This window comes from Mangrovimonas sp. TPBH4, from assembly GCF_001280505.1.
In the GTDB taxonomy this organism is placed as follows: Bacteria; Bacteroidota; Bacteroidia; order Flavobacteriales; family Flavobacteriaceae; genus Mangrovimonas_A.
In genome coordinates this window covers 1-23,630 of record NZ_LBIO01000055.1, presented here as the reverse complement: position 1 = coordinate 23,630, position 23,630 = coordinate 1, and the positions used below count along the sequence as shown (strand labels likewise).

The window sequence follows — 23,630 nt, the reverse complement described above, 5'->3', positions numbered from 1 at the left end:
AAATGAAGGCTTGTTTTATTAGAGCTTCGAAATTACTGTTTTTTCTTCAGTTGTAAAGACTTTAGACTGTAAAATATAGTCCTTGATATGTCCTTTAAGGTTAGGAGAATCAATGTTTCCGAACTCGTTTAGGAGCATCATTTTATCCTCTTCGATATCCTCTTTGTATTTCAGCAATTTAGGAGTGTTTTCCTGGATTCCCAAGCGCACAAATCGGGGTTCAATGGCATTGGGTGCCTTAGCGATGGCAAACTCAATAAAGGACACACCTTCTATAAAACCTTCCTTTTTTTCTCTAATTGTTGGAGCCTGCTTCGCCTTTAAGGCAATAGCCGCCCCTTTATAAGCCACCAACGAAATATCATCATCCTTGGTAACCTTGGATAGCGACTTATAGAAACCGTCTACTTTTGAACTATCGTGAGCAGCTTCCTTATAGGCACTTCTCACCTCTGCCAAATCCAAAGTTTGAAACAAAAGAAACGCAGCAACCAAAAGAAACATTGTTTTCATGCCTACACGACTTTAAATACGGAAGATAATTTTAGGGCTACGGTATCCATAAATTTTGTAACATTTTTCACCTTGATCAAATTATCAACCTCAGTTATGGCAAGGTCCAAATGCAAATCCGGAGTTACCTCAGGGTTGATGATGGCCATAAACTTCACATTGCTACAAGACTCCATAAACAACTTCTTACCCACTATCTCCTCTGTCAACTCTTTTATAATCTGCATCATGCAAACCCCCGGAGTAACAGGATTCCCAGGAAAATGCCCCATGAACACTTCATGATCCTTGTTTATGGTAATTTTTGCTGTCGCCGATTGATCTGTGACAACTAATTCATTTACAGTATAAAAATCCTTTAATAACATATCTTATTTTAAATCCTTAAGGACATTTGCCCTCCGGCACCTTAATTGTTTTTATTAGAATTGGAATTTATAGAACACACCAAACTGCAACACGCCATTCAGCACATTGTCGTCAAACAGTTCGTCGCCTTCTTCAAAATTCTCCCAATACCCATCTCTTATATCAATAATTCCCTGCTTGTAACGTAGCTCTAGCCCCAATCCAAATGGGAACTCGTAACCTACACCTCCAAAAAATGAAAAATCTACAGGTGTAATATCTGCATCTCCATCGGCAACATTAACTTCTATACTAGGTCCTATCAATAAATGCAAGCCTACATCTGGTACTACAAAAAATTTATTGGACAAAGCAAAGCCTATATATTTTATATCTACATCACCACTCTCGCCCATAACATTCCATTCATAACCCTGATTGGAAAACGAAGCTTCGACCTGTAACTCATAAAAGCTAACAAAATGAACGTTGGCAAACATGGCGCCTTGAAACCCTAACTTAGACTCTGATCTTGGAACATTAGACACCGTTGCGGAATTTAATCCTAATTTAAGCCCTGGACGCACCTTTACCTGTGAAAAACTCAGGGTAAAAGCAGCCATAACAAAAAGAAAAGTCAATAATAAATGTTTCATAGTTTTGGTCATTTAATTGATTTAAGGTTAATGTTTAACTTAATATTATGATGTAAAATCTCAATCTGTTTCGCTGTTTCTCCCTCTATATCACTAAACACGAAACTTACTTTTTCTTTCCTTCCTTTTGTCCTAACCACCTTTTGCAGTTCATCATTGTCAAAAAAATAATAATGCGCCCTGTTGTTTATTTCAGCTTCAAAAATATGTAAATTATCCTTGGTGTAAGCATTTACAATATCAACTGGATTATTAAGAAGCACCAAAAAATCATCCCTTAAAATATTGATGAGTATTTTCTTGTCCAATTCTTCCAAGATGTAATTCACCGAAAACTCATCATTTTCAAAAGAAAAATCGAACAGCTTATTTCCCATTTCGGTAGTAAATGCAAGTCTATGTGTATTGTTCCCTAGTTTTTTAACAATGAACAACCCTCCAAAAGATTTGTTGTACACCTGTATACTTGCCTTGTAAACGTAATCTCTGACTTCGTTGGAGAAATAAGGATTCTCTATTGAAGTTTGGATGGCCTTCTTTTGAAATCCGTTTTTCTTTGGATAAGAACCGCAGGACACTAGGAGCAATAAACCTAGACTAGTGAGCAAACATCTTGTCATCCAAAGGTGTGTTTAGTTTTTTATTGCTGAAAACAATTTTAGTGTAGTCTCCAGAAGGCTCAATCATTTTTACCTCAACAACATCACCCTGCGCGTTAAAGCTAATTTGAAAATCTTTGATGAATTTTGAAAACTTAGCATCCTTTGGTGCAAAGTGAACTTCGCTAAACTCACCACTTTTAAAATATACAATATCAAAAGCCGTGTCATCAAACATATCCCCTTTGACGCTTTTAACGATTAGGGCATTTAATTCCTTGAACATTTTATTGGACCCCAGATCAACATTGCTTTTTTTGCCTTCATCATCAATGTAAAGGGTCTCATTTTTAAAGATGACCTGATATTTAAAAGGCTCCACATAGGCCCATTTCAACAAATCTGGCGATTTAAAAGCCATACTGCCTTTAGTTACAATATCCTCCGACAAAAAGTCCATATGCTTGTACTGGGTAAAGTCGCTTACAATAGAATTGGTATTTAAGGCCAAAGCCTTTACTTTTTCCTTTAGGGCATTGGCTTCATCTGAAGTCATTTTGGTTTGCGCCTGTAAAGCGCCTAACACAAAAAACAATATATATACTAGGTTACGCATAAGCTTTAATGTTACACAGTGAATCTACAGTAACGGATTCTAGGTTCTTTTGGCGTAAAAATAACAATAACTGTTCCAAAACCCTTACCGATTTCTCGCTAGTATCGTGTAAAAGAATAATGTCTCCTTTTTTAAGATTCGAGGTAATTCTTTTTAGAACTTCTGTTTCACTCAATGAAGTAGTGTCCAATGAACGTTTGTTCCAACCAACAGACTGCAGCTCCAATATTTTCAAGGCCTTTGCAATATTTGGATTGGTCACTCCAAATGCTGGACGGTATAAATTCAACCGCAATCCTGAGTTCTTTTTGGCAACAGCGTTGGTTTGTGTTAATTCAGAAACAACCTTCGAGGTCGGTAAAAACCCAAAACTAGAGCGATGCGAAAAGGTATGGTTTCCTACGGTATGTCCCTCTTCTAAAATACGTTTAAAAAGTTCGGAATGTTCCGCAATATGCTTCCCGATACAAAAAAAAGTTGCCTTGGCATTATAAGCTTTCAAAAGCTCTAAAACTTTTGGTGTAAATTCTGGGTTAGGACCATCATCGAAAGTGATGGCTATTTGATTTTTGGATGTTTTTGAACAGAAATTAATTGAGGTAATGTGATAATTCCAACCTATAAATGCCGATCCCATAGATGTTATGATTAACCACAACAAACCAAGAGCCAAAAACCACCAAATTGAAATTCCGTGAATAGCTGAAACAATCAACAAGCCAATAAACACAACAACAGCCGTTATATTTACGGTTCTGAAGTTTAGCATTGCTCCACTAAAGTAAAACTGTGATTCTCCCCTCGATATTGATTGTATAACAACACATGTTTAATCTCATTAACAGGGCGATCGTTAAATCTCAAAATTTCTGGTAACGTTTGAGTTTTCAACATTTTTGCCGCAACCCAGAACCCAAAAGACGATGCTGTATTGAATTCGCCACACAAATGTTTGTAACATACTTGTGGGGTATTTTGAAGCAATCCACTTGATAAAGTTTCATAATAACCATCAAACTGGACATCGCCATTATTCCCCAATACAACAACATCAATACCTTCAACAGACAAACCATTGGCAGATAAAAACGCTTCTACTTCAATGTTTAATTCTGATTTTGGCAAAGTATTAAAAACAGACACCGCAGTTACTTTTGCGTAAGAGTGTTCATTTTTTTCATTGGATAGCACAAAAAAGTTAGCGCCTTCCCCATAAATCGCTCCTTTGGTATTCGATGTTAAAACCTGTAATGAATCTTCAGCTTCTGCCTTTATATGATTCACCAATTTATGAAGCTCCACAGTGTACTCCCCAATTTCATCAACTCCTCCTATTAAAATATTTTTTGCCTCATCCAACTCCAGTTGCAGTTTGGCATCCATTAAAGCCGATTCAAAAGAAACGCTAGAATGCACATAAGTAAAATTATAGCCCTTACACTGCAATTCCAAAGCAATTTGCCCTCCAACCGTGTTATGTGTAGACTGAATAAAAGATGTTGGCGTAAGATACTGCTCATTATTATCCAAAATCGCACTTAGGAATTTTTCGGAATCCCTTAGACATCCCATTCCTGTTCCTGTTATTATGACCTCTACTTCCTCTAGACCAGCGTCCTTTAAAGCGATTTTAGATGCTACAACTCCCATCTTAATACCTTTGGCCATCCTACGGGCCGCGGCTGGTGGGATATAATCCTTATAGTTGGGATTTACCACAGGTAAAACCTGTTCTTGATAGGATACAACCTCATTTAAAAACTCACTGCTATCGAATGTTTTTTGAGCAGAAATAGATCCTACGCTATTTATATATACACTTTTCATCAGGCTTCTTTTGAAAATATCACAGTGGAACAATTTCCTCCAAAACCAAACGAATTGGACATTACCGTATGCAACTCCTTCGATTTTAAGGTCACCTCTGGTTGAATATTAAAGGCTTCCATTGGAGTTTTATAGTTTAAGTTTGGAAAAATCTCATTGTGCTGAAGAGCCAAAATAGAATATATCGCTTCTATGGCTCCAGCAGCAGCCAAGGTATGCCCGGTAAAAGCTTTCGTGGAACTGAACTCAGGAACCGCCTCTCCAAAAACCCTTATGATAGCACGTCCTTCAGACAAATCGTTATTTCCCGTGGCTGTACCATGAGCATTGATATAATCGATATCCTTAGGCTCCAATCCTGCTACTTGAAGGGCCTTTTCCATCGCCAAAGTGGCTCCATCTCCATAATCGGAGGACGCTGTTTGGTGAAATGCATCGTTGGCATTACCATAGCCTTTGACGTAGGCCAAAACAGGTTTGTTTTCTGCTTCAACCACAGCATCCGATTCCAAAACCAAAAAGGCAGCAGCCTCTCCCAAGTTCAAGCCTTTACGGTGTTCATCAAAAGGTGTATTATAGGTATCCGATAGGATCATCAGAGTTTTAAAGCCGTTAATGGTGAACTTCGACAAGCAATCTGCACCTCCAACAATCACCCGGTCCAACTGTCCTGATTTAATCAATCGAGCCCCAAACATAATGGCATTGGCTGCCGATGAACATGCCGTACTGATGGTGGTCACCAAACCCTTTTCAATCCCCAATTGCTCGGCTATTTTTTGGGTAGAATCCCCAGCATGGTGTCCATGGATGTATTTTTGAACCGCTTGGTTTGTTGGATATTCGTAATAATATTTTTCGGTCATATCCATCCCCCCTACACTGGTAGCAGAAACCAACCCAGTTTTATATTGGGTAATATCGGTTATCCCTGCACTCTCCACGGCCTGCTTGGCTGCCAGAGCACCAAGAAGTGCAGTTCTGGAATAATTATTTTCAGGAGATAGGTCCAATTGGGTGGCGAGCTCTTGATTTGTGGCAGCAATTTCCCCTACCATAATATCATCTCTGTGAATGGTATCGATTTTGGAAATTCTGGAAATCCCTTTCTTTCCCGTAATCAACGATTGATAATTTTCGGCTACATTGTTACCAATGGCAGAAACTATCCCCATTCCAGTTATAGCAACTCCTTTCCCCATTAAAAATTACTTGGTTCTGTGTTCTGAAATATAAGTGGCCATAGTATTGATAGATTCAAAAATGGCACGCCCTTCTTTTGGATCGGTAAGCTTAATCCCGTAGTTTTTATCGAGCATTACAATCAATTCCAAGGCATCAATAGAGTCCAAACCAAGCCCATCGCCAAACAGCATATCGTCATCAGCAATATCGGTAACTACCATATCTTCCAAATTTAATTGCTCTATAATGTTCTCTTTTAATTCTTGTTTTAAAGCTTCCATATTTAAGTATTGTATAATGTTAAAATTTGTTGTTTTGTATGAGGTTTTCCAGGATTTTTGGACACCAAATACAAAAATGCTTCATAAGCATCTGTATCATAATCTACCCATCCGCATAACACTTGGTCTGCTTTTCCGCTCTCCAAAAGGCTGTTTGCTGAAGTAAACAAATGATCGGCATTAAATCTGTCAAATATAAAAAAACTATTTTCAGAATACAGTTTATATTTTATACTAATCTCCCCTATACAGATATTGGGCAAAGTATAGACAAATACCGCTGGACTTGGGTAATATTTTTCTTTGTTTTGAATGGATGTTTGATGCGCCCTATCGGTATCTAAACTAGAAGCTCTGTTAGATAACACAATGGCTATGTTATTTTCTTCATCCAAATTCAATTTCTCATTTTTAAGGATAACTTCAGCAGTCAAAAATGCCAATTTACTCAAATTGTCCATCTTAAAAAACTTAGGGTATTTCACCCCAAACGACTTATAAGCTGCTTTGATAAATTCTGCAAAATCGGGTTGGGTTCCCTCAAAAAGATTGTCTCCTTTTAAGGTTACTTTTCCATCCCTTATGGAGGCATATGAACTGATGTTTACTGCTGACTCCATGGTTATTTCTTTTGACAAACCAACATGGTATGGTATTCGCCCAAAGGCTGATCTTCTTTAATCCTAAGGCCTGCATTATTTACTACTTCTATCAATTCCTCGGCTTGGTACATTTTACTGTTTCCATTAGCCAATACCGTAAAATACAATGATGTGGCCTCCAAAATAAACTTGGCATTGTCAAAACGTTGCCTATCGGTGAAGGTCTCTACAATAATGAGCTCGGCTTTATCATCCATTGCATTAGCGCAGATGGTTAAAATCTTTTCTATTTCAGGTTTTGAAAAACAATCCAAGAATTGGCACAACCAAATCGTATCGGCTCCAGTTGGTATTTTAGGATCTTTGGACAACCAGTCTATTTCATAAGGCTGTACACGGTCCGCCACCCCTTCTTCTTTTACATTGGCCATAGCTTTTGCCAATTGTCCAGGAAGATCTACCATGGTCACCTTTACATCCTTATTGAACTTACTGCAGCGAATTGAAAACTTACCGGTATTAGCTCCAATATCAAAAATATGTTTTCGTTCCTTGGCGAATACCTTTGTTAGTGCTTCTTCAAAAACATCGTCTGAATAGTGGTGGTCAAATTCAAACCAGGACTTCTGTTGCTGGGGTGATAATTTAGACAACCCTTCATATATTGTACTCCAATCCCCCAATTCCTTTAACCCTTGAGGCTTGCCCGTTTTAATAGCTTCCTCCAAATGATACAAACCTTTATAGCAGACATCTTGGGTAAAGTTGATATTTACATTGACCGTTTCGTTGTAGGTCAAAAAATATCCAGTAGTTGTAATTTCGTAATTCCCTGATGGGTTTTTCGTCACTATATCAGAACTCTCAGCAATTTCAAGCAACACTCCAACCCCATATGTGCTAAGGGACAATTCTTCGGCAATATCATCTAATGAAATCCCTCCCTTTTTTCGGTATTGAAAAATCTTATCAAATACACCTAATTTACGAAGAGATACAACTGCTTGAAATACGAAGGGTGCAAAAGCAATTTTGTGGGCCTCTTCAAGGGCGTCGATTGCACGAATAGAATTGTTTGCCATAGTGTTACGGTTTATTACATTGGTTTTTGAAAAATTACAGCCGTATTACAGCCTCCAAATCCAGAAGCTGTTTTTAAAAAGGTCTGCATTTTATGTTTTGTTGTGTTAGTTATAACGTTTATTGGCTGGCTCACTCCAATTGTTTGAAAACCCAAAGATTTGTATAAGGTTGTATTATGAACAGAATGCATGCCAATAATAGTCTCCAATAATCCCGAAGCTCCCAAGGTGTGCCCAAAATACCCCTTCAAACTGTTCATTGGCACCTCCTGTAACCCCATTCTATTAAAAGCAATGGCTTCCATTTCATCATTGAACAAAGTCGCCGTTCCATGAGCCGAAATATAATCGATCGCCTCAGGTTTAATTTTAGCCTCCCTGAATGCGGTTTGCATACTTCTATAAAGGCCTTCACCCGTTCTAGATGGCCCCGAAATATGATTGGCATCGTTACAGGAGCCTTCCCCCAAAACCACCATGGCTTCCTTTGCCAAACCTGCATCATCATTTGTCACCAAAATACTTGCAGCCACCTCTCCTATATTTATACCCTTTCTGTTCTTATCATAGGGCCTACAAAGTTCGTTGCTCATAGCCTGGAAGGAATTGAAGCCAGACAAAATGAACTCGCTTACAATATCGCCACTTACCACAAATACATGGTCGTACACATTTTGCTCAATATACCTCTTGGCAATGGCTACCGATAGAATTCCCGACACACAAGCATTGGAAACAACGATGGCATCATTTTTAAATCCAAAAAACTCTTTTACAATTCTACCAAGTTCACTTAAATAGGCTCTTTCTTTTGGAAATGCGCTATTGGCATCCAACACATCAACATTTCCCTTTGTAGTAGAAATTATCAATCCAACACGATCGTTTAATGTGAATTTAGAGGCTTCTATAACTTTTTGCAAGGAGACAATCATCATTTGCTCCAACCTCGTGTAATCTCCTTGAGGTTGCAATTCTTGAAACTCTTCTTGAAGTTTTCCTGTATTTATTATTGAAGAATAAAACGGTTCTGGATGCAAGGCTTTATTTTCAACTAGATCAATCCCCGTAATTTCAGACTTCACCTTTTCAACAACCGAAACACTGTCAAAGCCTAACGATGATACAATATTGTTATGTGATACGTAGACCTTATTCATCCAGCAATCCCACTTTTTGTTTCCATTCCATAAAAAATGGAGGAATGTTCAAGGACAAATCCCCTTCTCCAATCTTATCTACAAACACCTGAATGGTTTCCCCTGTACATACCAATTGTTGGTTTTGGTTGTATATTTCATAACGAAAAACCATTTTGGCAGCGGGTGTATCCACATAAATGGTTTTTATAGTGGCCACATCACCATACCTCAAAGGTAGTTTGTGGTCCGTACTGGATTTTACAATAGGTGTTGCGAATCCGTGCTCCTTCTGGTCCAAATATGAAATGCCATGCTTTCTTCCAAAAGCCTCCCTTCCATCTTCAAAATACTGAATATAATTACCGTGCCATACAATTCCCAAGGGGTCAGTTTCCACAAAACGCACCCTCACCTCACTTACATGCACAATTTCTTTCTGTTTAGACCGCATTTTTCTTTTCATTATATACAATGGCAATTATGGTAGTTAATATAAAGAATAAAAATAATAATGTTATTTCTGGGACAATATCCGTCAAGGTAGCTTGCCTTAAAAAAACGTCGTAAAAGGCATTGAGCCCCCAATTCATAGGAGAAACATTGGATAATACCTGCATGAATTTAGGCATGATAAAAACAGGTACCCAAACGCCACCCACCGCAGCCAATATCACCACAAAGGTTGCTCCAAAAGGTGCCGACTGCTCTTGGGTTTTTGCCAAGGTTCCCAGCAGCAAACCTAAGCCAATAGCTGCCAAACCAGAAAATATGGCCACAACAAACAATAAAGGCACACGCCCAGACACTTCCAAAGCGGGAAGCCCCATGGCAGGAAATACATATACCCCAATCAACAACATCAATACAAATTGAATAAGGCACACCAACAAATACAAAATGGTTTTCCCTCCCAATACCGTGGCATAAGAAACAGGATTGGTTCGTAATCGCACAAAGGTTCCCTGGCTTTTCTCCTTAACCATATTGATGGACAATGGGACTATAATAAAAAAGATGGCAAACAAGGTCCAAGCTGGCACATTGTGCTGTACCGAGTTGGGCAATACATCCCGGCCTTCCGTTTTTGGTAGAATTTCCGTAAAAGTGATAAAGTTTTCGGTTTCAAAAATAGCTTCTTCGGGATTGTCTGAAATCTGCTCCTGGAAAGCTTTATAAATAGATTGGGTCTCTACTTTTGAAATCATTTTATCAATGCCATTCTTTACCGAACTTTTAAAAGATTGTTGGGTTGCAGGATCAAAATACAGCCTTACTTCTTTATTTCCTATCAAAGGTTTGGGCAAGGTATCGACTTCCTCTCCCATAACTTTAGCCATAATCCCTTCTACATTATTGGCAATTTTTTGCTGTAAATCCTGGGTTAAATGTTCTGGAATAATTACGGCCAATTGATACTCGCCTTTAGACACCAAATTTTTAGCTTCCTCTTCGGTTGGTTTTATAATGACTTCAAAGGAATTGGAATCTTCCAGACCTTCCAACATGGTTTTGGCCACCTCACCATGATCATTGTTCACAATCAAAATTGGGATTTTTACATCCTTCACAGTTTGAAAGGTACTATCCTGAATTAATGTGATGGTAATGATGAGCACCAAGGGCATTACAAATAAAATTGCTACCCCTCCCATATCACGGAAAAGCAACAAAAACTCTTTATATGTAGACGCCCATAATTTATGCATGGTCCCTAAGTGCTTTTCCGGTTAAACTTAAAAAGACATCCTCAAGGCTATGCGCACCTTCATTATCCTGAATGAGAACTGCCGGCTTCCCTTCAACAATAATTTTTCCATGATCTATAATGGCAACTTTTGTACAAAAGTTTTCTGCTTCATTAAGGTGGTGAGATGTGTAAATAATTGTGGTGCCATTGGCATTGAGTTCCTGAAGGAATTGGATAATCACATTTTTGGATTGCACATCCACACCAACGGTAGGCTCATCCAAAAACAATACTTTCGGTTCGTGAAGAATACTGGCGATCAAGTTTACGCGACGCTTCATACCTCCAGAAAAAGTTTCGATGCGCTTATGGGCAAATTTCCCCAATCCCAAATGCTCCAAATAAGTGGTGATTTTATCATGTAATTGCTTCCCTTTCAACCCGTACATACTTCCAAAATACTGAAGGTTTTCAAAAGCGGTCAAGGAAGGGTACAAGGCATATTCCTGAGGAACAATACCTATCAATTGCTTTAATTTTCTCTTATTCTCTTTATAGGTCAGGCCATCAATAGTAAAACTCCCTGAAGTGGGCTTTACCAAGGCACACAAAATGGAAATCAAGGTTGTTTTCCCTGCTCCATTGGGCCCTAAAAGCCCAAAAATCTCCCTTTCTTCAATGTGCAAATCCAAATCATGAACCGAATAGGTTTCAGCTCCTTTGTATTTTTTGGATATGTGCTCAATGCTAATCATAGGGCTTATATAGCTTTCTTCAATTTCTTAAAGAATTCTTCTTCTCTGTCTGCAATATGCTCCAACTGCGTGGCCACCTTTACATAGGCATCCACTTGGGCACTTCTGTTTTTATAGATTCGGGAAGCCTCTAGGGCAAAATCCCGCCATAAATCACCAATTTCCGTAATTTCTTTAGAAAGTTCCTCCAACTTTGGGTTGTTCAAAATACCACTTGCTTCCTGTAAGAATGCGCCATAGATATACCTAAAGCCTCCGCCTCCAGTTCCAATCTCTTCCTGCATTCTAACAATTTGTCCCAAATAGTGATTGGCAATTTTAACACCTTTCTTTTTGGGCCATTTTTTGATAAGCTTAGCCGTATATCGAATGCCTTTCACGCCTATAAGCGGCATAGGCGCCAACATATCTTTACAGGTATGCTTGATGCCTTTTACAATAGCATTTTCTACACTCAGTTTTTCAGGGAAATCAATCGGGTAATAAATTTGTCCCTTCGGAGCAAAAGCGCCTTTGGCAAACCGTACCTTTTCCAACTCTTTATCTGTTAAAGTAGTAACGGTTTCCATTACGGGATCGCTAATCAAATAAGTATTTTCCTCTTTTCCATATACCACCAGATTATGTGCATTAAAGTGAAAGCGATAATCATCTGGAAAATACACAAGGTTATACACGCCAACCTGTAACCCTACGGGGTTATTATTGTTCAGGTTTTCATCCAATCTACTCTTTGCTAACTTGGGATCCTTAAATTTTTCACGCTTAATTTTAATACCAACGCGCTTGGCAAAACGTTTAAAGATAACCCCCGGTAAGGCACGATAGGTAAAGGCAGGTGCATGATTCACCTTTACAAAAGGCACATAACAAAAAAACAAGCCCGAACCAATACCAAAGGCCAAAGGTTCACTGATGTTGAACCCGTGATGCCTCATTAAATTGGAAATCACACCATTCTCACAATGTGCCGATTGTTGGTGCTTAAATTCAATTTTCATTTGAGGTATTATTTTTTATCTCTGGGGTTTTATACAATCTAATGTCTTTTAACTCTTCCAAGGAAATTTCAAATACATCGGCGTAGCGCTGTAACATTTTATTGGAAAGCATCTTGAATACCTTAGGTTTAAAATGCCGTTTCACACGCCATTTCCAAAGTCCTACATAGCTAGCCAAAATAGTAACATCCATTTTATGGCACTCCATATAGAATTCTATGGGACTGCTTTGGTTGTTAAGAACACGCTCTTTGGCATTTGAAATACGATTTTGAATTTCCTCAATCGCATTATTTAAGGCGATAGTTTTGGGGTTCCAACCAGAACTTAATTCAGTAACATACTTACCGTCCTCGCCCACGGCATAGCACAATTCCTTTTGGCTAGTGGACTGCAGATTACTTTTATCCTGGGGCACCTCTTCCTTTTTCATCTCCGTTACTTCCTTTCTTGGATAAATAAGTTCATCTCACAAGTTAACAATTCTGTTTCTGTTTGAGATACCTTACATTCAAAAGTACAAATGCTATAATCGTCTGAATCAAACCTGGATTTTAGGGTCGCATGAGAAGTGATAACTTGCCCAACATTAGGACACTCAAAAACAGTTACCTTTTTTATGGCACTGATAAAGCCTATCAATTTGTTTTCAGACTTCGTATCCTCTTGATCCACATAATAACTTTTCCCTACAATGGCCGAACAGGTTTGCGCCGCATGCTCCACCATGCCCGCCTCATTAAAACGACCTTGTTCTACAAAAATATTATCTGGTTTTATTTCGAAAGAAGTGGATACATGCTCGTCTCCTATAGAAAGAATATAATCCACCATTAAGAATGGCGGCCTATGTGGCAAAAACTGAGAAATCTCTAAAGCTTTAAATACCTCTTCCATTAACTCGCAATAACCGTTTTCATTTCGCCAGAGGCAATTTCTTCTTCTTTATCATTATACACTTTTACATGAACCATGGTCACCCCCATAATTTCATGTAAAATAGTTGCTTTGGTGGTAATCGTTTCTCCTACCAAAGGCAATTTTTTTATCTCCGTTTTTTTTATAGAGCCTATATAACCTGTAGGAGCCTCTTCACCCCTACTAAAATAATCGTATCCTGTATGCAAGGCTACCGTTTGAGCCATATTTTCCACCAAACCAGGCTCTGTAAAGCCTCCTTGATGAGTCAATATATTGTCTTCCAAAATGGTCAAAGAAGACACCACCTCTGTTTTTGAAAATTCCTCAAGGGCATCTACCATCACAAATGGGCTTCTTTGTGGAATCAACGGCAACACATTATTAATTGGGAACACTTCCTTTGTCATACTAACACACAGTTAACAATGCATATGCATAAGAAAAACGAGCACTTTCAGGTACCGACAATAAAATCTTATCTCCCTTGTTTAGCCTGCCAGAAGTAACCAACTCATCCAACATAATGTAGATAGAAGCTGATCCCACGTTACCCACAGTGGCTAAATTGGTAAACCAATTTTCCATAGGAATGTGAACACCATTAGCCTTCATTTGTTCATATAAGGAATCCTTAAAATAGTAAGACGAAATATGTGGCAGAAAATAATTTACCTCAGAGGGCGCTAATCCGTTTTTATCCAAAGCCAATTTCAAACTGTCTACACCTTTTTTAAGAATGTGCTGATCCAATAATTTTACATCTTGTTTCGCTGCAAAAATGGACTGCTGGCTCCACTCTTCCGAATGGTATTCGCTCCAACCTTTTAAAGCCCCGTCTACCGTTTTATCTCCACCAGCATACATACATGGTTCCAGCTCAAAAGCATAAGAATAGCCCTCCATCCACTCAATTCGCAAAGGACAATCCCCTTTAGGTTCATTTTCCAGCAAAAAGGCCCCAGCTCCATCAGACAGCATCCATCTCAGAAAATCTTTATTGAAGGAAATGATCGGTTTTTCCTCCAGTTCCTTTAAATGCTCTACTTCACTTGTATAAATAGTAGCCCTAAACCATGAAGACGTTCGCTCAGACCCCGAACAAACCGCATTTTTTGTTTGACCAGACTTTACAGACATGAATCCATATTTTAAGGCATTCATACCTGAGCAACAGGCTCCAGAAGGCGAATTAATTTCGGCGTTACCACTTTTAAGAGCTCCATGAACCATTGCCGCGTGAGAAGGCAAAATTTGATCAGGACTGGAAGTTCCGCATGACAAAAGTTCTATTTCATCTGCTTGAAACTCTTCATCACAAAGGTTTGAAATGGCTTCCTTGGCTAACTCAGCGTTATTATGTGTGATATTCCCTTCATCATCCAAAGCATAATATCTTGTCTTAATCTGGTTATTTCTTAAAACTAATCGGCGTCCTTTGGATGGCACCCCATTTATCGCTCCCAATTTTTCTTCCATTTCATCATTGCTAATGGGACGATTTGGTAAAAATTTTGATATTCTGGTTATGTAAACTTCTTTCATATTTTAATTTGGGCCTTCTTTTTATGAAACAGATGAAAAGTACACCTTATCTCTCTTTATTTTGGCATATAGGGGCATATAGGTCAACAAAAATAGAATAAAAACGATAGGGGCAATAATCCAAATGGCAAATAATAGGTAATATTTAAAAATTTTAATCCAAAAAGGGCGCTTGGATGAATCCTTATTTGATTTGTTTTTAATAAGATTTGCCCACTTAGAAAACAACACATTGGCACGTTGGTCCGCTACCACCAAAAAAGGTTTTATTACAACGGCCCCTTTCTCTAACAAACTCCCTTGCAAATTGGAATAGCTTCCTGTTTGGAGCTCCCTAGAAATCACCTCACCAAATTTAACTGACTCGTCAATATCCTTTTGAGAAACGCCTGGCTTAGGAAAAATTCCAAGATAACGTTTCTTTTCACCTGAAAACATCCACTTTACAATGGTAATAACACTAACGTGATTAATATGCCGATCTACCAGAACAATATTGCCAACCAATTCTGCATTAAGGCGCTTTAGTTTCTCCTTAACCTTTTCCTGCGCCATCACCCACATATTTCTGCAACCAATAACGGTAACCACCTTGGTGTTGGTCAATAGCTCTTTGCCTTCCTCACTTTCCAAAAATGAATTAGCAGGGATGGAAGGTGTCAAATACCAAACGCTATACCCAAAAATCACCAAGTCATAATCCGTGTTTTTTATATAAGGCGGAATGGACTTTATCTTTTGGGGAATTTGCAAAAAGGACTCCGGGAAGGCATCCAAAAACTTATGTTTTGGCCATGGAAACGGAAAAGGTTTTTCCATTTCAATTTCTAAAAAGTCTACTTGATGTCCATTTGAAATTAATGGATCACTGATATTTTTGACAATTTCTGTAAGCTGGCCCGATTGGGAGTAGTGTATGACGAGTACTTTTTTCAAAAACTGATTTTTTCCGTAATTACGGAATAATTAATCAAAAAAAAAATCAAGTTTAAGATTCATTTTCGGTTTTCCAAAAATCGAAATAATTAAACCATTGTAAAGGATATTTTTCCAGGATCCAAGTTACACTTTTTGTGTATTCGTCCAACAATCCAATGGCGTCCCTATGTTGTGAATGAGCTTCTCTGGTGTATAAATGATAATGCTTATTGGTCTCTTTCATTACATACACAAACAAAACAGGAACTCGAAGACGGGATGCCAACACAAATGGACCCGCCGGAAATTGCGCACTTTCACCCAACAAATCATGCTGCATGAATTTAGCCCCTTTCACATACCTATCCCCGGTAATGCAAACCAACTCATTCCTTGCCAAGGCAGCATTGATTTCAAAAATATGGGATAGATCTTCCTTGATTAAAATTAATTTAATTTTGGATTTGCCTGTTATGCTCTCGAGATACTCCTTGATAGCGGTATGCTCTACATCTGTAGTGAGCAAATTGATGGAAGCGTAGCCTTCCAACTCTCCAAAAAAATGTTCGGCTATTTCAAAATTACCCACATGAGCACTAATTAGAATACCTCCTTTTTTCTTCCTTAGAGCCTCTTCCAAAAGTTCTACACCATCAAATTGATATGTAAAATAGTCCCTTAGCCCCGAAGAAATAGCGACCTTATCAATAATGGTCTTACCAAAAACGTAGTAATTTTTATAAATACTGATTATACTTTTCAAAAAAGAATACCCTCTTCTTTTCCGAAAGTAATAATAAATAGATTTTGAACTGTCCAAGGCAAACAGACAGTAATAAGCGGCTACAAAGCAGAGAATGAAATAAGCAGAAACAACGCCAAATTTCTGCATAAAGAACACAAAGATTCTATATCCAAAAACAGTGCCTCTGGATTTCCCCTCCCATTCAGTAGCCATAAAATTTTAAAGTAAAATTGCTTAGCTTAATTTAGTTTCAATTAGATTATAAAAATCCTGAAGCGTCACCACATTTACGAAGTCTTCTCCAACAAGTTTAACACCAAAGTTAGACTCTATAGCCACAACTAGGTCAACAAAGTCTAAGCTATCCAACTCCAATGTCTCTTTTAAATTGGCCCCTGCAGATATGTCATCCTCTTCCACTTCAAACTCGTCAACCAAAAAGGTATTTATCTTCTCAATGATAACTTCTTTATCCATTATCTCTCGCTTATTTTTTTAATTATTAATGCTGAATTTGTTCCTCCAAATCCAAAAGAATTGGACAAAAATACATCAAATTTTTCATCTATAGTTTCCGATACCAAATTTAATTTGGCAGCCGCCTCATCAGGCTCTCCAAGATTAATGTTAGGTGCAATAAAGTCATTCTGCATCATCAAAATAGAGTAAATCACTTCACTGGCCCCTGCCATCCAACACTCATGTCCCGTCATGGATTTCGTAGAACTTACATAAGGGCCATTTTCACCAAAAACCGAAAATATGGCTTTCGCCTCGTTGGCATCACCTACAGGTGTAGAAGTTGCATGCGCATTGACATATTGAATATCCGAAGTCTCAATAGCCGCCTGGTCAATAGCCATTTTCATTGCTCTGGCAGGCCCATCTACATTAGGTGTTGAAATATGATCCCCGTTGGAAGAAAACCCATACCCCAAAACCTCTCCATAAATAGTAGCTCCACGCTCCATGGCAGACTCATAGGTCTCCAAAACCAAAGTAGCCGCACCTCCACTAGGCACTAAACCATCTCTGTTTTTATCGAATGGTCTTGATGCTTCATGAGGAGCTTCCGTATTAACGGAAAATACGCCTAAACCGTCAAAACTGGCCATTGCCAGTTTATTAATTTCTTGGGTTCCTCCACAAATCACGCAATCCTGCATTCCACTTTTTATTAAATGGTAAGCCATCCCAACAGCATGAGACCCACTAGCGCAAGCTGCACTAATAGTAAAGTTAACCCCCTTCAGTTTAAAAATGGTAGACAAATTCATGGTGACGGAAGAGTTCATCCCCTGAAAGATGGCTCCAGACCCTACCAAAGTAGTATCTTTCTTCTCTCTAATTTTATCAACGGATTCAATCACCGATTTGGCCGTACTATCATTTCCATATAAAATCCCGACTTCATGTTGATCTAAAAAGTCCTGATCGATTTTTGCATTCTTCAAAGCTTCCAAAGTCGCTACATAAGCGTACTCCCCCTCTTCGCCCAAACTAATGCGCTGGCGTCTTGACAGCAACCCTTTAAGATTAGGCTGAGAAACCATTCCTGTTAAGGGAGAGCGATACCCAAAGGAAATACGGTCTTCATCTATAACAATCCCTGATTTTCCTTTATAAAGCGACTCCTTGACTTGCTCTAAATTCTCTCCAATGCAGGAGTAAATTCCCATCCCCGTTATTACAACTCTTCTCATCTAGAATCCTTAATTAGGAGTAAATCCCTCCATTTATATTTATCACTTCTCCCGTAATATAAGACGCTTTATCTGAAACCAAAAAGGACACAGCATGCGCTACTTCCTCAGGCTCTCCAAACCGGTTTAAAGGAATCATGCCTTTGAGCTCTTTTTCATCCAACTCTGCCGTCATATCCGATTTAATAAATCCAGGTGCTACTGCGTTAACAGTAATTTTTCGCTTGGCCACCTCCTGAGCTAAAGCTTTGGTTGCACCAATTAATGCGCCCTTCGCAGCCGAATAATTGGTTTGCCCAGCCGTTCCTTTAACACCAGACACAGAGGCTACGTTTACAATGCGGCCAAAACGATTTCGCAAAAGCTTTTGTATAAAGAAATTGGTTACGTTATAAAACCCATTCAAGGACGTATTGATCACGTCTTGCCAATCATTTTGAGGCATCCACATAAACAATCCATCCTTTGTAATTCCTGCATTATTAACTACAACCTCAACAACAGCATCTTTATTAGCTTCTTGCCAAACTCCCAGCGCATTGGACACCTCTTCAGCATTGGCTACATTGAACTTGATAATCTCGGCAGTATTGCCCTCTGCCTCCACAGCCTGCTTGGTTTCCAGAGCTGCAACTTCATTACTATTGTAGTTAATAATGATATGATAATTGGTATCTTTTGCTAATTGAATACAAATGGCTCGTCCTATTCCTCTAGAACCACCTGTGATTATGGCACACTTCATTTAGTTAGTTTTTATAGCGGATATTATTTTTGCAATTATAGGTTTTATTGGAACAATTCCAAATTCTCAAACTCCATATCTTTCAAAATATCTCCATTGGTATTGATATAATACCATGATTTTTTATATTTCACTCGAGCCAATCCATCAACAAACCCTTTTTCATTATTTCTTTTGAAAACCGAAAAACCGCTAGCGGTAATATCGTATTTATCCTCTATCACCAAGTCGCCTTTCGTATTGACAAATCCCCATAGTTTTGAAATCTTGACGGGCGCCAATCCATCTTCACTGAATATTTCGGCATCTCTATATTGAAAAGGGATGACCTCTTCTCCAGATTCATTGATGTATCCCCATTTTTTATCCTTCATCACCGGAGCGAGGCCGTTTACAAAAGCACGGGCTTTATCATAGTTAGGTGAAATTACCCACTCCCCGGAAGTATTTACATACCCCAATTTCCCATCTTTTTCGGCATAGGTAAGCTCTGAATTATACATAAAGTCCCATACCTTATCGGCTCCTTCAACCTCTTTAAAACTACCATTTGAAATAACGCCGTACACCCCTCCTTTATCGGCAATGACACTGCCATGGTACATATTACTAACCCCATCATATTCAGTTGGTACAAAATAGTTTCCAGAACCATCTACCAACCCCCACTTTTCATTTTCCTGAACTTTAGCATAGCCATTAACAAAGCCAAAAACTTTTGAAAATTTTGCGGGCACCACCACTTCTCCTTTGGTATTAATAAAACCTACCTTATCTCCTTGCCTCACGATGGCATAGCCTTCCTCAAAATCGTAGAGCTTATCTGTAGAAACATCCTTGAGGATTTGATTGCCCTCGGTATTTATGTAGATCCATTGATCATCCTTTAAAACCACGGCCACTCCAGAATCGAAGGCCTTTGTTTTATCAAACATGGGCTGAATTACCCATTCTCCTTTTCTATTGATATACCCCCATTTTTTATCATCATCCATCGCTTCTGCCAAATCACCAGAAAAATTTTTGGCAATTTTAAACTGTGGACTAATTTGCCAGTCCCCAGATTTTGTGATATATCCAAATTTACCGTCTTGGTTGGCCAACGCAAGCTCTTGGGCCATTACCGTACAAATGCTGCAAAAAAACAGCCATAGGAAAGATTTAATTTTCATGATTAACAGCTTTATATTAATAAATTACGTAAAGATAATAACTAAATCCTGTACCCAAATCTCCCTAGACATGTTTTAAAATGAAGCAAATTAATGAGCCATGATAAACTCCTTAACCTTGTTCACAAATGGATACATAGCAACATCTTCTTTAAACACGGGTACTATTGCTCTAATATCATCATAAATCTTCTTTGTTTTGGAAGACACCTTATCCTGGAGCTCCAAACACTCTATGGCCTGTACAATTGTAATAAGCTCTATCCCTACTACCTCATAGGCATTCTCTATTACTCTTTTGGTAATCAAGGCTGCGTTGGTCCCCATACTTACAATATCCTGATTATCGTTATTATTTGGAATACTGTGCACATACATTGGGTTGGACAACATTTGGTTTTCAGCTGTTGTAGATGTTGCGGTAAACTGCACTCCCTGCATTCCAAAGTTCAACCCCAATGTACCAAGGTTTACAAATGGCGGAAGAATATCGTTCAATCTTGCATTTAGCAAATAGTTCAACTGGCGTTCGGCCAACATACTTGTTTTGGCCACTACCGTCTTGAGTTTATCCATTTCCAAGGACACATAATCCCCATGGAAATTTCCACCATGATAGACATGTTGTTTTGCCACATCTACAATAGGGTTGTCATTGGCCGAATTAACTTCTTCAATCAAAATTTTCTCCACACTTTTTAAAGTGTCCAACACAGGCCCCAATATTTGCGGCACACATCTTAAAGAATAATACTCCTGTACTTTTTCCTTGAATACGGATACATTGTCATTATTGGTATAAAGGTGATGCTCGCGCTTGCGCGTTAACTGACTATCCCTTAAATGCTCACGCATATTTTTGGCAACTTCTCTTTGACCTATATGCAATTTAGAGCCATTTAACTCTTCGGAAAGATGGTCATCATAAGCCTGAACAATTTCATTTATGGAAGCCGAAGCCGAGGTAATCCACCCTAGTAATTTCCTAGTATAAATAGCATTCACAATTCCAATCCCAGTCATTACAGAAGTTCCATTCATCAAAGCCAAACCTTCCCTAAGCTCTACAGAAATAGGTTGCAGCCCTTCCAGTTTAAAGACGTCTTTTGTTGACGTTCTCTCTCCTTTATAGAATACTTCACCTTCTCCTATCAAAACCAAAGCCAAATGGGCCAATTGCACCAAATCGCCACTGGCACCAACACCTCCATGTTCATAAATTAGCGGAATGATATTTCTGTTGATCAACTGAGCCATCAACTCAATTACCGAAACATGCACTCCAGAATAGCCTAAGGACAGGGTATTTAAACGTGCCACCATAGCAGCCTTCACATACATAGGAGCAATAGGCTGGCCTGTTCCAGAAGAGTGACTACGTATAAGATTATACTGCAACTGGATTCGCTCAGAGTCCTTAATCTTATATTGTGCCATTGGGCCAAACCCAGTATTTACACCATAAATTACCTTATTTTCAGAAAACGTCTTTAAAAAGTCAAAACTCTTACTCACCCGCTCCAATACCGTTTTATCAATTTGAATTGGAGTATCCTCAAAAATAATTTTATAAAAATCTTCAATACCTAGTTTCCCGTCAAATGTTAGCATCTATATGTAATATGGTTATTTTTATGATTAAATTTTAATAACTAAAACGAAAGTAGTTATTTTGGTTAGCAAATTTAAAATAATAAATGAATTTATACCATAAAGCCCATGAGCGATACAACTGTTGATGTTTTGATAATTGGGGCTGGTCCTTCAGGATGTGTTTCCGCCGCTTATTTGCACAAACAAGGCCTCAAAATCAAGGTGATTGAAAAGAGCCAATTCCCCCGTTTTGTAATTGGAGAAAGCCTATTGCCAAGATGTATGGACCATTTTGAGGAAGTAGGGCTATTGGACTGCTTGAAAGCTCAGAATTTTGAAGTGAAAGCTGGGGCTCGTTTTTTAAGAGATGATATTGTCTGCAATTTCGACTTTAGCAAAAAACATACAGAAGGCTGGAATTGGACATGGCAAGTACCAAGAGCCGATTTTGATAATGCTCTGGCTCAAGAAATCCAAAATTGGGGCGTAGACATACAATTCCAACACGAAGTGGTAGATGTGAACATAAAAGAGGATGGCACTTCTACTACCAAAATAAAGGATGAAACAGGAAACGAATACACCGTAATCGCTAAGTTTATTGTGGATTCTAGTGGCTACGGAAGGGTATTGCCTAGACTTTTAGATTTAGACAAACCTTCTTCAATCCCAGAACACTCTTCCATTTTCACCCACGTAAAGGACTTGAAACGCCCTGAAGGTAGAGAAGGCACTTTGATAACCTTTGATGTCTTAGATAAAGACACTTGGTTTTGGGTGATTCCATTTTCAAATGGCATTACCAGTATTGGATTTGTAGGCAAAAATGAATTGATAGATGCTTATGAAGGTTCAACTACAGAACGCATGAAAGCCATGCTCAAGCTATCCAAATATTACCATGAACGCTTTGAAGGACTAGATTTTGAATTTACTCCAGTCTGCATCAGGAATTATTCAAAAGCTGTTAAAAAATTCTATGGGAAAGGATTTGTATTAACTGGAAACAGTGCCGAATTTTTGGATCCTGTATTTTCATCGGGGGTAACCTTTGCAACGGAATCGGCATTGCAATCGGCCAAATTGATTTCCAAAGAACTAAAGGGCGAAGCTGTAGATTGGGAAACAGACTATGCCGATTACATAAAATCTGGCGTTAACGTATTTGCCACCTATGTAAAGGAATGGTATACTGGAAATCTGCAAACGTTATTCTTCCACAGACCAGAAAACCAAGAGGTCAAAAAACAAATCTGTGCGGTTTTGGCAGGCTATGTTTGGGACCAAACCAATCCATTTGTAAAAAAGCATAATCGAATAGTAGCCACCTTGGCACACCTCATCAATATGGAAAAAGAAAAAAGCGAATAGTTTCCTATTCGCTTTTTTCTTTTTTAATACGCTTGCATTACGCAGACTTTTTAATCATTGTTTTCGCCAAGGTTTTTGCCAATTTCGCATAGGCCTCCGCAATTCTATCTCCTGCATTATATACGGGAGTACCTTCCGCTTTTGTATATTTTACTGAAAACAATACTTCATCCGGCGCATCCTTTTTATAAACAGAAATTATTGCATCTACTTTAGACTTCTGAGCTTTTATCCCAACATTATATCCAGAATACATAAATGTTGTTTTTATTTTCATCACATATTCCGATGCATCTTCCATACCAACTTTTACTTCTCCCTCGTCAAAGCGCTTATTAAAAGACTCAATAAACTTTGGCTCATATTTATTTTCCCTGTCGGCAAACCAACTTGCTTTAAATTTCTCTCCGGCACCAGCTTCCTTTTCTTCTCTCTTTTTCATTTTATCCTTTAGAAACTCTTCTTCAGAATCATAGTTCGGAATTTCAAGGTTTTCGTACTCAAAAACCAAATCATAATTGGATATCCCCTTTAATTCAGCCCAATCTCCCTCTAACACTTTTGCTTTTTGGGCGAACAAAAATGTGGAACAACAAATAACAAATAGAAATGATAAACCTTTTTTC

At 38.4% G+C, this 23,630-nt stretch carries 29 protein-coding genes; 1 reads left to right on the top strand and 28 read right to left on the bottom strand.

From position 1 onward, the window contains the following. Positions 1–18: 18 nt before the first annotated feature. The 27 genes from ZA05_RS12145 to hutH all read right to left on the bottom strand — a co-directional run bounded on the left by ZA05_RS12145 (position 19) and on the right by hutH (position 21,651). A complete protein-coding gene (locus ZA05_RS12145) occupies positions 19–513 on the bottom strand; it encodes a hypothetical protein (RefSeq protein ID WP_053991963.1) in 495 nt (164 codons plus the stop codon). 2 nt (positions 514–515) lie between these two features. Beyond that, positions 516–881 carry a 3-hydroxyacyl-ACP dehydratase gene (locus ZA05_RS12140; protein WP_053991962.1) on the bottom strand — a complete coding sequence of 122 codons (366 nt, stop codon included), beginning with the start codon at positions 879–881 and terminating at the stop codon, positions 516–518. A gap of 54 nt (positions 882–935) precedes the next feature. Then, the gene (locus ZA05_RS12135) at positions 936–1,517 is read right to left on the bottom strand and encodes an outer membrane beta-barrel protein (RefSeq protein ID WP_197276092.1); all 582 of its coding nucleotides are present in this window, start codon (positions 1,515–1,517) and stop codon (positions 936–938) included. Positions 1,518–1,525: 8 nt separating this feature from the next. Further along, positions 1,526–2,137 carry a hypothetical protein gene (locus ZA05_RS12130; protein ID WP_053991960.1) on the bottom strand — a complete coding sequence of 204 codons (612 nt, stop codon included), beginning with the start codon at positions 2,135–2,137 and terminating at the stop codon, positions 1,526–1,528. Next, a complete protein-coding gene (locus ZA05_RS12125; protein WP_053991959.1) occupies positions 2,115–2,732 on the bottom strand; it encodes an outer membrane lipoprotein carrier protein LolA in 618 nt (205 codons plus the stop codon). The genes ZA05_RS12130 and ZA05_RS12125 overlap by 23 nt, the downstream gene beginning before the upstream one ends. Continuing rightward, a complete protein-coding gene (locus ZA05_RS12120) occupies positions 2,725–3,501 on the bottom strand; it encodes a polysaccharide deacetylase family protein (protein ID WP_053991958.1) in 777 nt (258 codons plus the stop codon). Before ZA05_RS12120 ends, ZA05_RS12125 begins: the two co-directional genes overlap by 8 nt. Further along, positions 3,495–4,559: a beta-ketoacyl synthase N-terminal-like domain-containing protein gene (locus ZA05_RS12115; protein WP_053991957.1), complete on the bottom strand. Its 1,065-nt coding sequence runs from the start codon at positions 4,557–4,559 to the stop codon at positions 3,495–3,497. Before ZA05_RS12115 ends, ZA05_RS12120 begins: the two co-directional genes overlap by 7 nt. Next, entirely contained in the window at positions 4,559–5,761 is a 1,203-nt protein-coding gene (locus ZA05_RS12110) for a beta-ketoacyl synthase (RefSeq protein ID WP_053991956.1), read from the bottom strand. The genes ZA05_RS12115 and ZA05_RS12110 overlap by 1 nt, the downstream gene beginning before the upstream one ends. A gap of 6 nt (positions 5,762–5,767) precedes the next feature. Continuing rightward, on the bottom strand, positions 5,768–6,025 hold the full coding sequence (locus ZA05_RS12105; protein WP_053991955.1) for a phosphopantetheine-binding protein: 258 nt from the start codon (positions 6,023–6,025) through the stop codon (positions 5,768–5,770). Positions 6,026–6,027: 2 nt separating this feature from the next. Next, positions 6,028–6,645 carry a 3-oxoacyl-ACP synthase gene (locus ZA05_RS12100; RefSeq protein ID WP_053991954.1) on the bottom strand — a complete coding sequence of 206 codons (618 nt, stop codon included), beginning with the start codon at positions 6,643–6,645 and terminating at the stop codon, positions 6,028–6,030. 2 nt (positions 6,646–6,647) lie between these two features. Further along, the gene (locus ZA05_RS12095) at positions 6,648–7,709 is read right to left on the bottom strand and encodes a class I SAM-dependent methyltransferase (RefSeq protein WP_053991953.1); all 1,062 of its coding nucleotides are present in this window, start codon (positions 7,707–7,709) and stop codon (positions 6,648–6,650) included. A gap of 14 nt (positions 7,710–7,723) precedes the next feature. After that, a complete protein-coding gene (locus ZA05_RS12090) occupies positions 7,724–8,869 on the bottom strand; it encodes a beta-ketoacyl synthase N-terminal-like domain-containing protein (protein ID WP_053991952.1) in 1,146 nt (381 codons plus the stop codon). Continuing rightward, positions 8,862–9,314, bottom strand: coding sequence for a thioesterase family protein (locus ZA05_RS12085; protein ID WP_053991951.1), 453 nt, complete (start codon positions 9,312–9,314; stop codon positions 8,862–8,864). The genes ZA05_RS12090 and ZA05_RS12085 overlap by 8 nt, the downstream gene beginning before the upstream one ends. Further along, positions 9,292–10,557, bottom strand: coding sequence for an ABC transporter permease (locus ZA05_RS12080; protein WP_053991950.1), 1,266 nt, complete (start codon positions 10,555–10,557; stop codon positions 9,292–9,294). The genes ZA05_RS12085 and ZA05_RS12080 overlap by 23 nt, the downstream gene beginning before the upstream one ends. Further along, positions 10,550–11,293: an ABC transporter ATP-binding protein gene (locus ZA05_RS12075; RefSeq protein WP_053991949.1), complete on the bottom strand. Its 744-nt coding sequence runs from the start codon at positions 11,291–11,293 to the stop codon at positions 10,550–10,552. Before ZA05_RS12075 ends, ZA05_RS12080 begins: the two co-directional genes overlap by 8 nt. 5 nt (positions 11,294–11,298) lie before the next feature. After that, on the bottom strand, positions 11,299–12,294 hold the full coding sequence (locus tag ZA05_RS12070; RefSeq protein WP_053991948.1) for a BtrH N-terminal domain-containing protein: 996 nt from the start codon (positions 12,292–12,294) through the stop codon (positions 11,299–11,301). After that, positions 12,284–12,727, bottom strand: a complete 444-nt coding sequence (locus ZA05_RS12065; protein WP_053991947.1) for a hypothetical protein — start codon at positions 12,725–12,727, stop codon at positions 12,284–12,286. The genes ZA05_RS12070 and ZA05_RS12065 overlap by 11 nt, the downstream gene beginning before the upstream one ends. 5 nt (positions 12,728–12,732) lie before the next feature. After that, on the bottom strand, positions 12,733–13,191 hold the full coding sequence (locus ZA05_RS12060) for an ABC transporter permease (protein ID WP_053991946.1): 459 nt from the start codon (positions 13,189–13,191) through the stop codon (positions 12,733–12,735). Further along, positions 13,191–13,622: a FabZ gene (locus tag ZA05_RS12055; RefSeq protein WP_053991945.1), complete on the bottom strand. Its 432-nt coding sequence runs from the start codon at positions 13,620–13,622 to the stop codon at positions 13,191–13,193. The genes ZA05_RS12060 and ZA05_RS12055 overlap by 1 nt, the downstream gene beginning before the upstream one ends. 1 nt (position 13,623) lies before the next feature. Next, entirely contained in the window at positions 13,624–14,757 is a 1,134-nt protein-coding gene (locus ZA05_RS12050; RefSeq protein WP_053991944.1) for a beta-ketoacyl-ACP synthase III, read from the bottom strand. A 21-nt stretch (positions 14,758–14,778) separates the two neighbouring features. Next, positions 14,779–15,693, bottom strand: coding sequence for a hypothetical protein (locus tag ZA05_RS12045; RefSeq protein WP_053991943.1), 915 nt, complete (start codon positions 15,691–15,693; stop codon positions 14,779–14,781). 52 nt (positions 15,694–15,745) lie between these two features. After that, positions 15,746–16,633 (bottom strand): lipid A biosynthesis acyltransferase, encoded by an 888-nt coding sequence (locus ZA05_RS12040; protein WP_053991942.1) that lies wholly within the window; start codon positions 16,631–16,633, stop codon positions 15,746–15,748. A 21-nt stretch (positions 16,634–16,654) separates the two neighbouring features. Further along, a complete protein-coding gene (locus ZA05_RS12035; protein WP_053991941.1) occupies positions 16,655–16,897 on the bottom strand; it encodes a phosphopantetheine-binding protein in 243 nt (80 codons plus the stop codon). Then, the gene (locus ZA05_RS12030; RefSeq protein WP_053991940.1) at positions 16,897–18,123 is read right to left on the bottom strand and encodes a beta-ketoacyl synthase; all 1,227 of its coding nucleotides are present in this window, start codon (positions 18,121–18,123) and stop codon (positions 16,897–16,899) included. Before ZA05_RS12030 ends, ZA05_RS12035 begins: the two co-directional genes overlap by 1 nt. A 13-nt stretch (positions 18,124–18,136) precedes the next feature. Beyond that, positions 18,137–18,868 (bottom strand): 3-oxoacyl-ACP reductase FabG, encoded by a 732-nt coding sequence (fabG, locus tag ZA05_RS12025; protein WP_053991939.1) that lies wholly within the window; start codon positions 18,866–18,868, stop codon positions 18,137–18,139. Between the two features lie 44 nt (positions 18,869–18,912). After that, positions 18,913–20,040 (bottom strand): WG repeat-containing protein, encoded by a 1,128-nt coding sequence (locus ZA05_RS12020; protein WP_053991938.1) that lies wholly within the window; start codon positions 20,038–20,040, stop codon positions 18,913–18,915. A 90-nt stretch (positions 20,041–20,130) separates the two neighbouring features. Next, positions 20,131–21,651: a histidine ammonia-lyase gene (gene hutH / locus ZA05_RS12015; protein WP_053991937.1), complete on the bottom strand. Its 1,521-nt coding sequence runs from the start codon at positions 21,649–21,651 to the stop codon at positions 20,131–20,133. A 108-nt stretch (positions 21,652–21,759) separates the two neighbouring features. Here hutH and ZA05_RS12010 point away from each other — a divergent pair, with 108 nt between their 5' ends. Beyond that, positions 21,760–23,004 (top strand): NAD(P)/FAD-dependent oxidoreductase, encoded by a 1,245-nt coding sequence (locus tag ZA05_RS12010; protein ID WP_053991936.1) that lies wholly within the window; start codon positions 21,760–21,762, stop codon positions 23,002–23,004. 37 nt (positions 23,005–23,041) lie between these two features. Here the strand turns inward: ZA05_RS12010 and ZA05_RS12005 are convergent. Further along, the coding region (locus ZA05_RS12005) for a hypothetical protein (RefSeq protein ID WP_231632490.1) at positions 23,042–23,630 on the bottom strand (589 nt) is incomplete at its 5' end.

Coding starts and splice junctions, on each gene's coding strand:
- ZA05_RS12100 (WP_053991954.1), bottom strand. CDS start 6,645: ATGGAGTCAGCAGTAAACATCAGTTCATATGCCTCCATAAGGGATGGA.
- ZA05_RS12135 (WP_197276092.1), bottom strand. CDS start 1,517: ATGAAACATTTATTATTGACTTTTCTTTTTGTTATGGCTGCTTTTACC.
- ZA05_RS12030 (WP_053991940.1), bottom strand. CDS start 18,123: ATGAGAAGAGTTGTAATAACGGGGATGGGAATTTACTCCTGCATTGGA.
- ZA05_RS12065 (WP_053991947.1), bottom strand. CDS start 12,727: ATGAAAAAGGAAGAGGTGCCCCAGGATAAAAGTAATCTGCAGTCCACT.
- ZA05_RS12140 (WP_053991962.1), bottom strand. CDS start 881: ATGTTATTAAAGGATTTTTATACTGTAAATGAATTAGTTGTCACAGAT.
- ZA05_RS12040 (WP_053991942.1), bottom strand. CDS start 16,633: ATGGCTACTGAATGGGAGGGGAAATCCAGAGGCACTGTTTTTGGATAT.
- ZA05_RS12115 (WP_053991957.1), bottom strand. CDS start 4,559: ATGAAAAGTGTATATATAAATAGCGTAGGATCTATTTCTGCTCAAAAA.
- ZA05_RS12010 (WP_053991936.1), top strand. CDS start 21,760: ATGAGCGATACAACTGTTGATGTTTTGATAATTGGGGCTGGTCCTTCA.
- ZA05_RS12110 (WP_053991956.1), bottom strand. CDS start 5,761: ATGGGGAAAGGAGTTGCTATAACTGGAATGGGGATAGTTTCTGCCATT.
- ZA05_RS12060 (WP_053991946.1), bottom strand. CDS start 13,191: ATGGAAGAGGTATTTAAAGCTTTAGAGATTTCTCAGTTTTTGCCACAT.
- ZA05_RS12095 (WP_053991953.1), bottom strand. CDS start 7,709: ATGGCAAACAATTCTATTCGTGCAATCGACGCCCTTGAAGAGGCCCAC.
- ZA05_RS12120 (WP_053991958.1), bottom strand. CDS start 3,501: ATGCTAAACTTCAGAACCGTAAATATAACGGCTGTTGTTGTGTTTATT.
- ZA05_RS12055 (WP_053991945.1), bottom strand. CDS start 13,622: ATGACAAAGGAAGTGTTCCCAATTAATAATGTGTTGCCGTTGATTCCA.
- ZA05_RS12105 (WP_053991955.1), bottom strand. CDS start 6,025: ATGGAAGCTTTAAAACAAGAATTAAAAGAGAACATTATAGAGCAATTA.
- ZA05_RS12130 (WP_053991960.1), bottom strand. CDS start 2,137: ATGACAAGATGTTTGCTCACTAGTCTAGGTTTATTGCTCCTAGTGTCC.
- ZA05_RS12145 (WP_053991963.1), bottom strand. CDS start 513: ATGAAAACAATGTTTCTTTTGGTTGCTGCGTTTCTTTTGTTTCAAACT.
- ZA05_RS12090 (WP_053991952.1), bottom strand. CDS start 8,869: ATGAATAAGGTCTACGTATCACATAACAATATTGTATCATCGTTAGGC.
- ZA05_RS12050 (WP_053991944.1), bottom strand. CDS start 14,757: ATGAAAGAAGTTTACATAACCAGAATATCAAAATTTTTACCAAATCGT.
- hutH (WP_053991937.1), bottom strand. CDS start 21,651: ATGCTAACATTTGACGGGAAACTAGGTATTGAAGATTTTTATAAAATT.
- ZA05_RS12125 (WP_053991959.1), bottom strand. CDS start 2,732: ATGCGTAACCTAGTATATATATTGTTTTTTGTGTTAGGCGCTTTACAG.
- ZA05_RS12070 (WP_053991948.1), bottom strand. CDS start 12,294: ATGAAAATTGAATTTAAGCACCAACAATCGGCACATTGTGAGAATGGT.
- ZA05_RS12020 (WP_053991938.1), bottom strand. CDS start 20,040: ATGAAAATTAAATCTTTCCTATGGCTGTTTTTTTGCAGCATTTGTACG.
- ZA05_RS12075 (WP_053991949.1), bottom strand. CDS start 11,293: ATGATTAGCATTGAGCACATATCCAAAAAATACAAAGGAGCTGAAACC.
- ZA05_RS12085 (WP_053991951.1), bottom strand. CDS start 9,314: ATGAAAAGAAAAATGCGGTCTAAACAGAAAGAAATTGTGCATGTAAGT.
- ZA05_RS12035 (WP_053991941.1), bottom strand. CDS start 16,897: ATGGATAAAGAAGTTATCATTGAGAAGATAAATACCTTTTTGGTTGAC.
- fabG (WP_053991939.1), bottom strand. CDS start 18,868: ATGAAGTGTGCCATAATCACAGGTGGTTCTAGAGGAATAGGACGAGCC.
- ZA05_RS12080 (WP_053991950.1), bottom strand. CDS start 10,557: ATGCATAAATTATGGGCGTCTACATATAAAGAGTTTTTGTTGCTTTTC.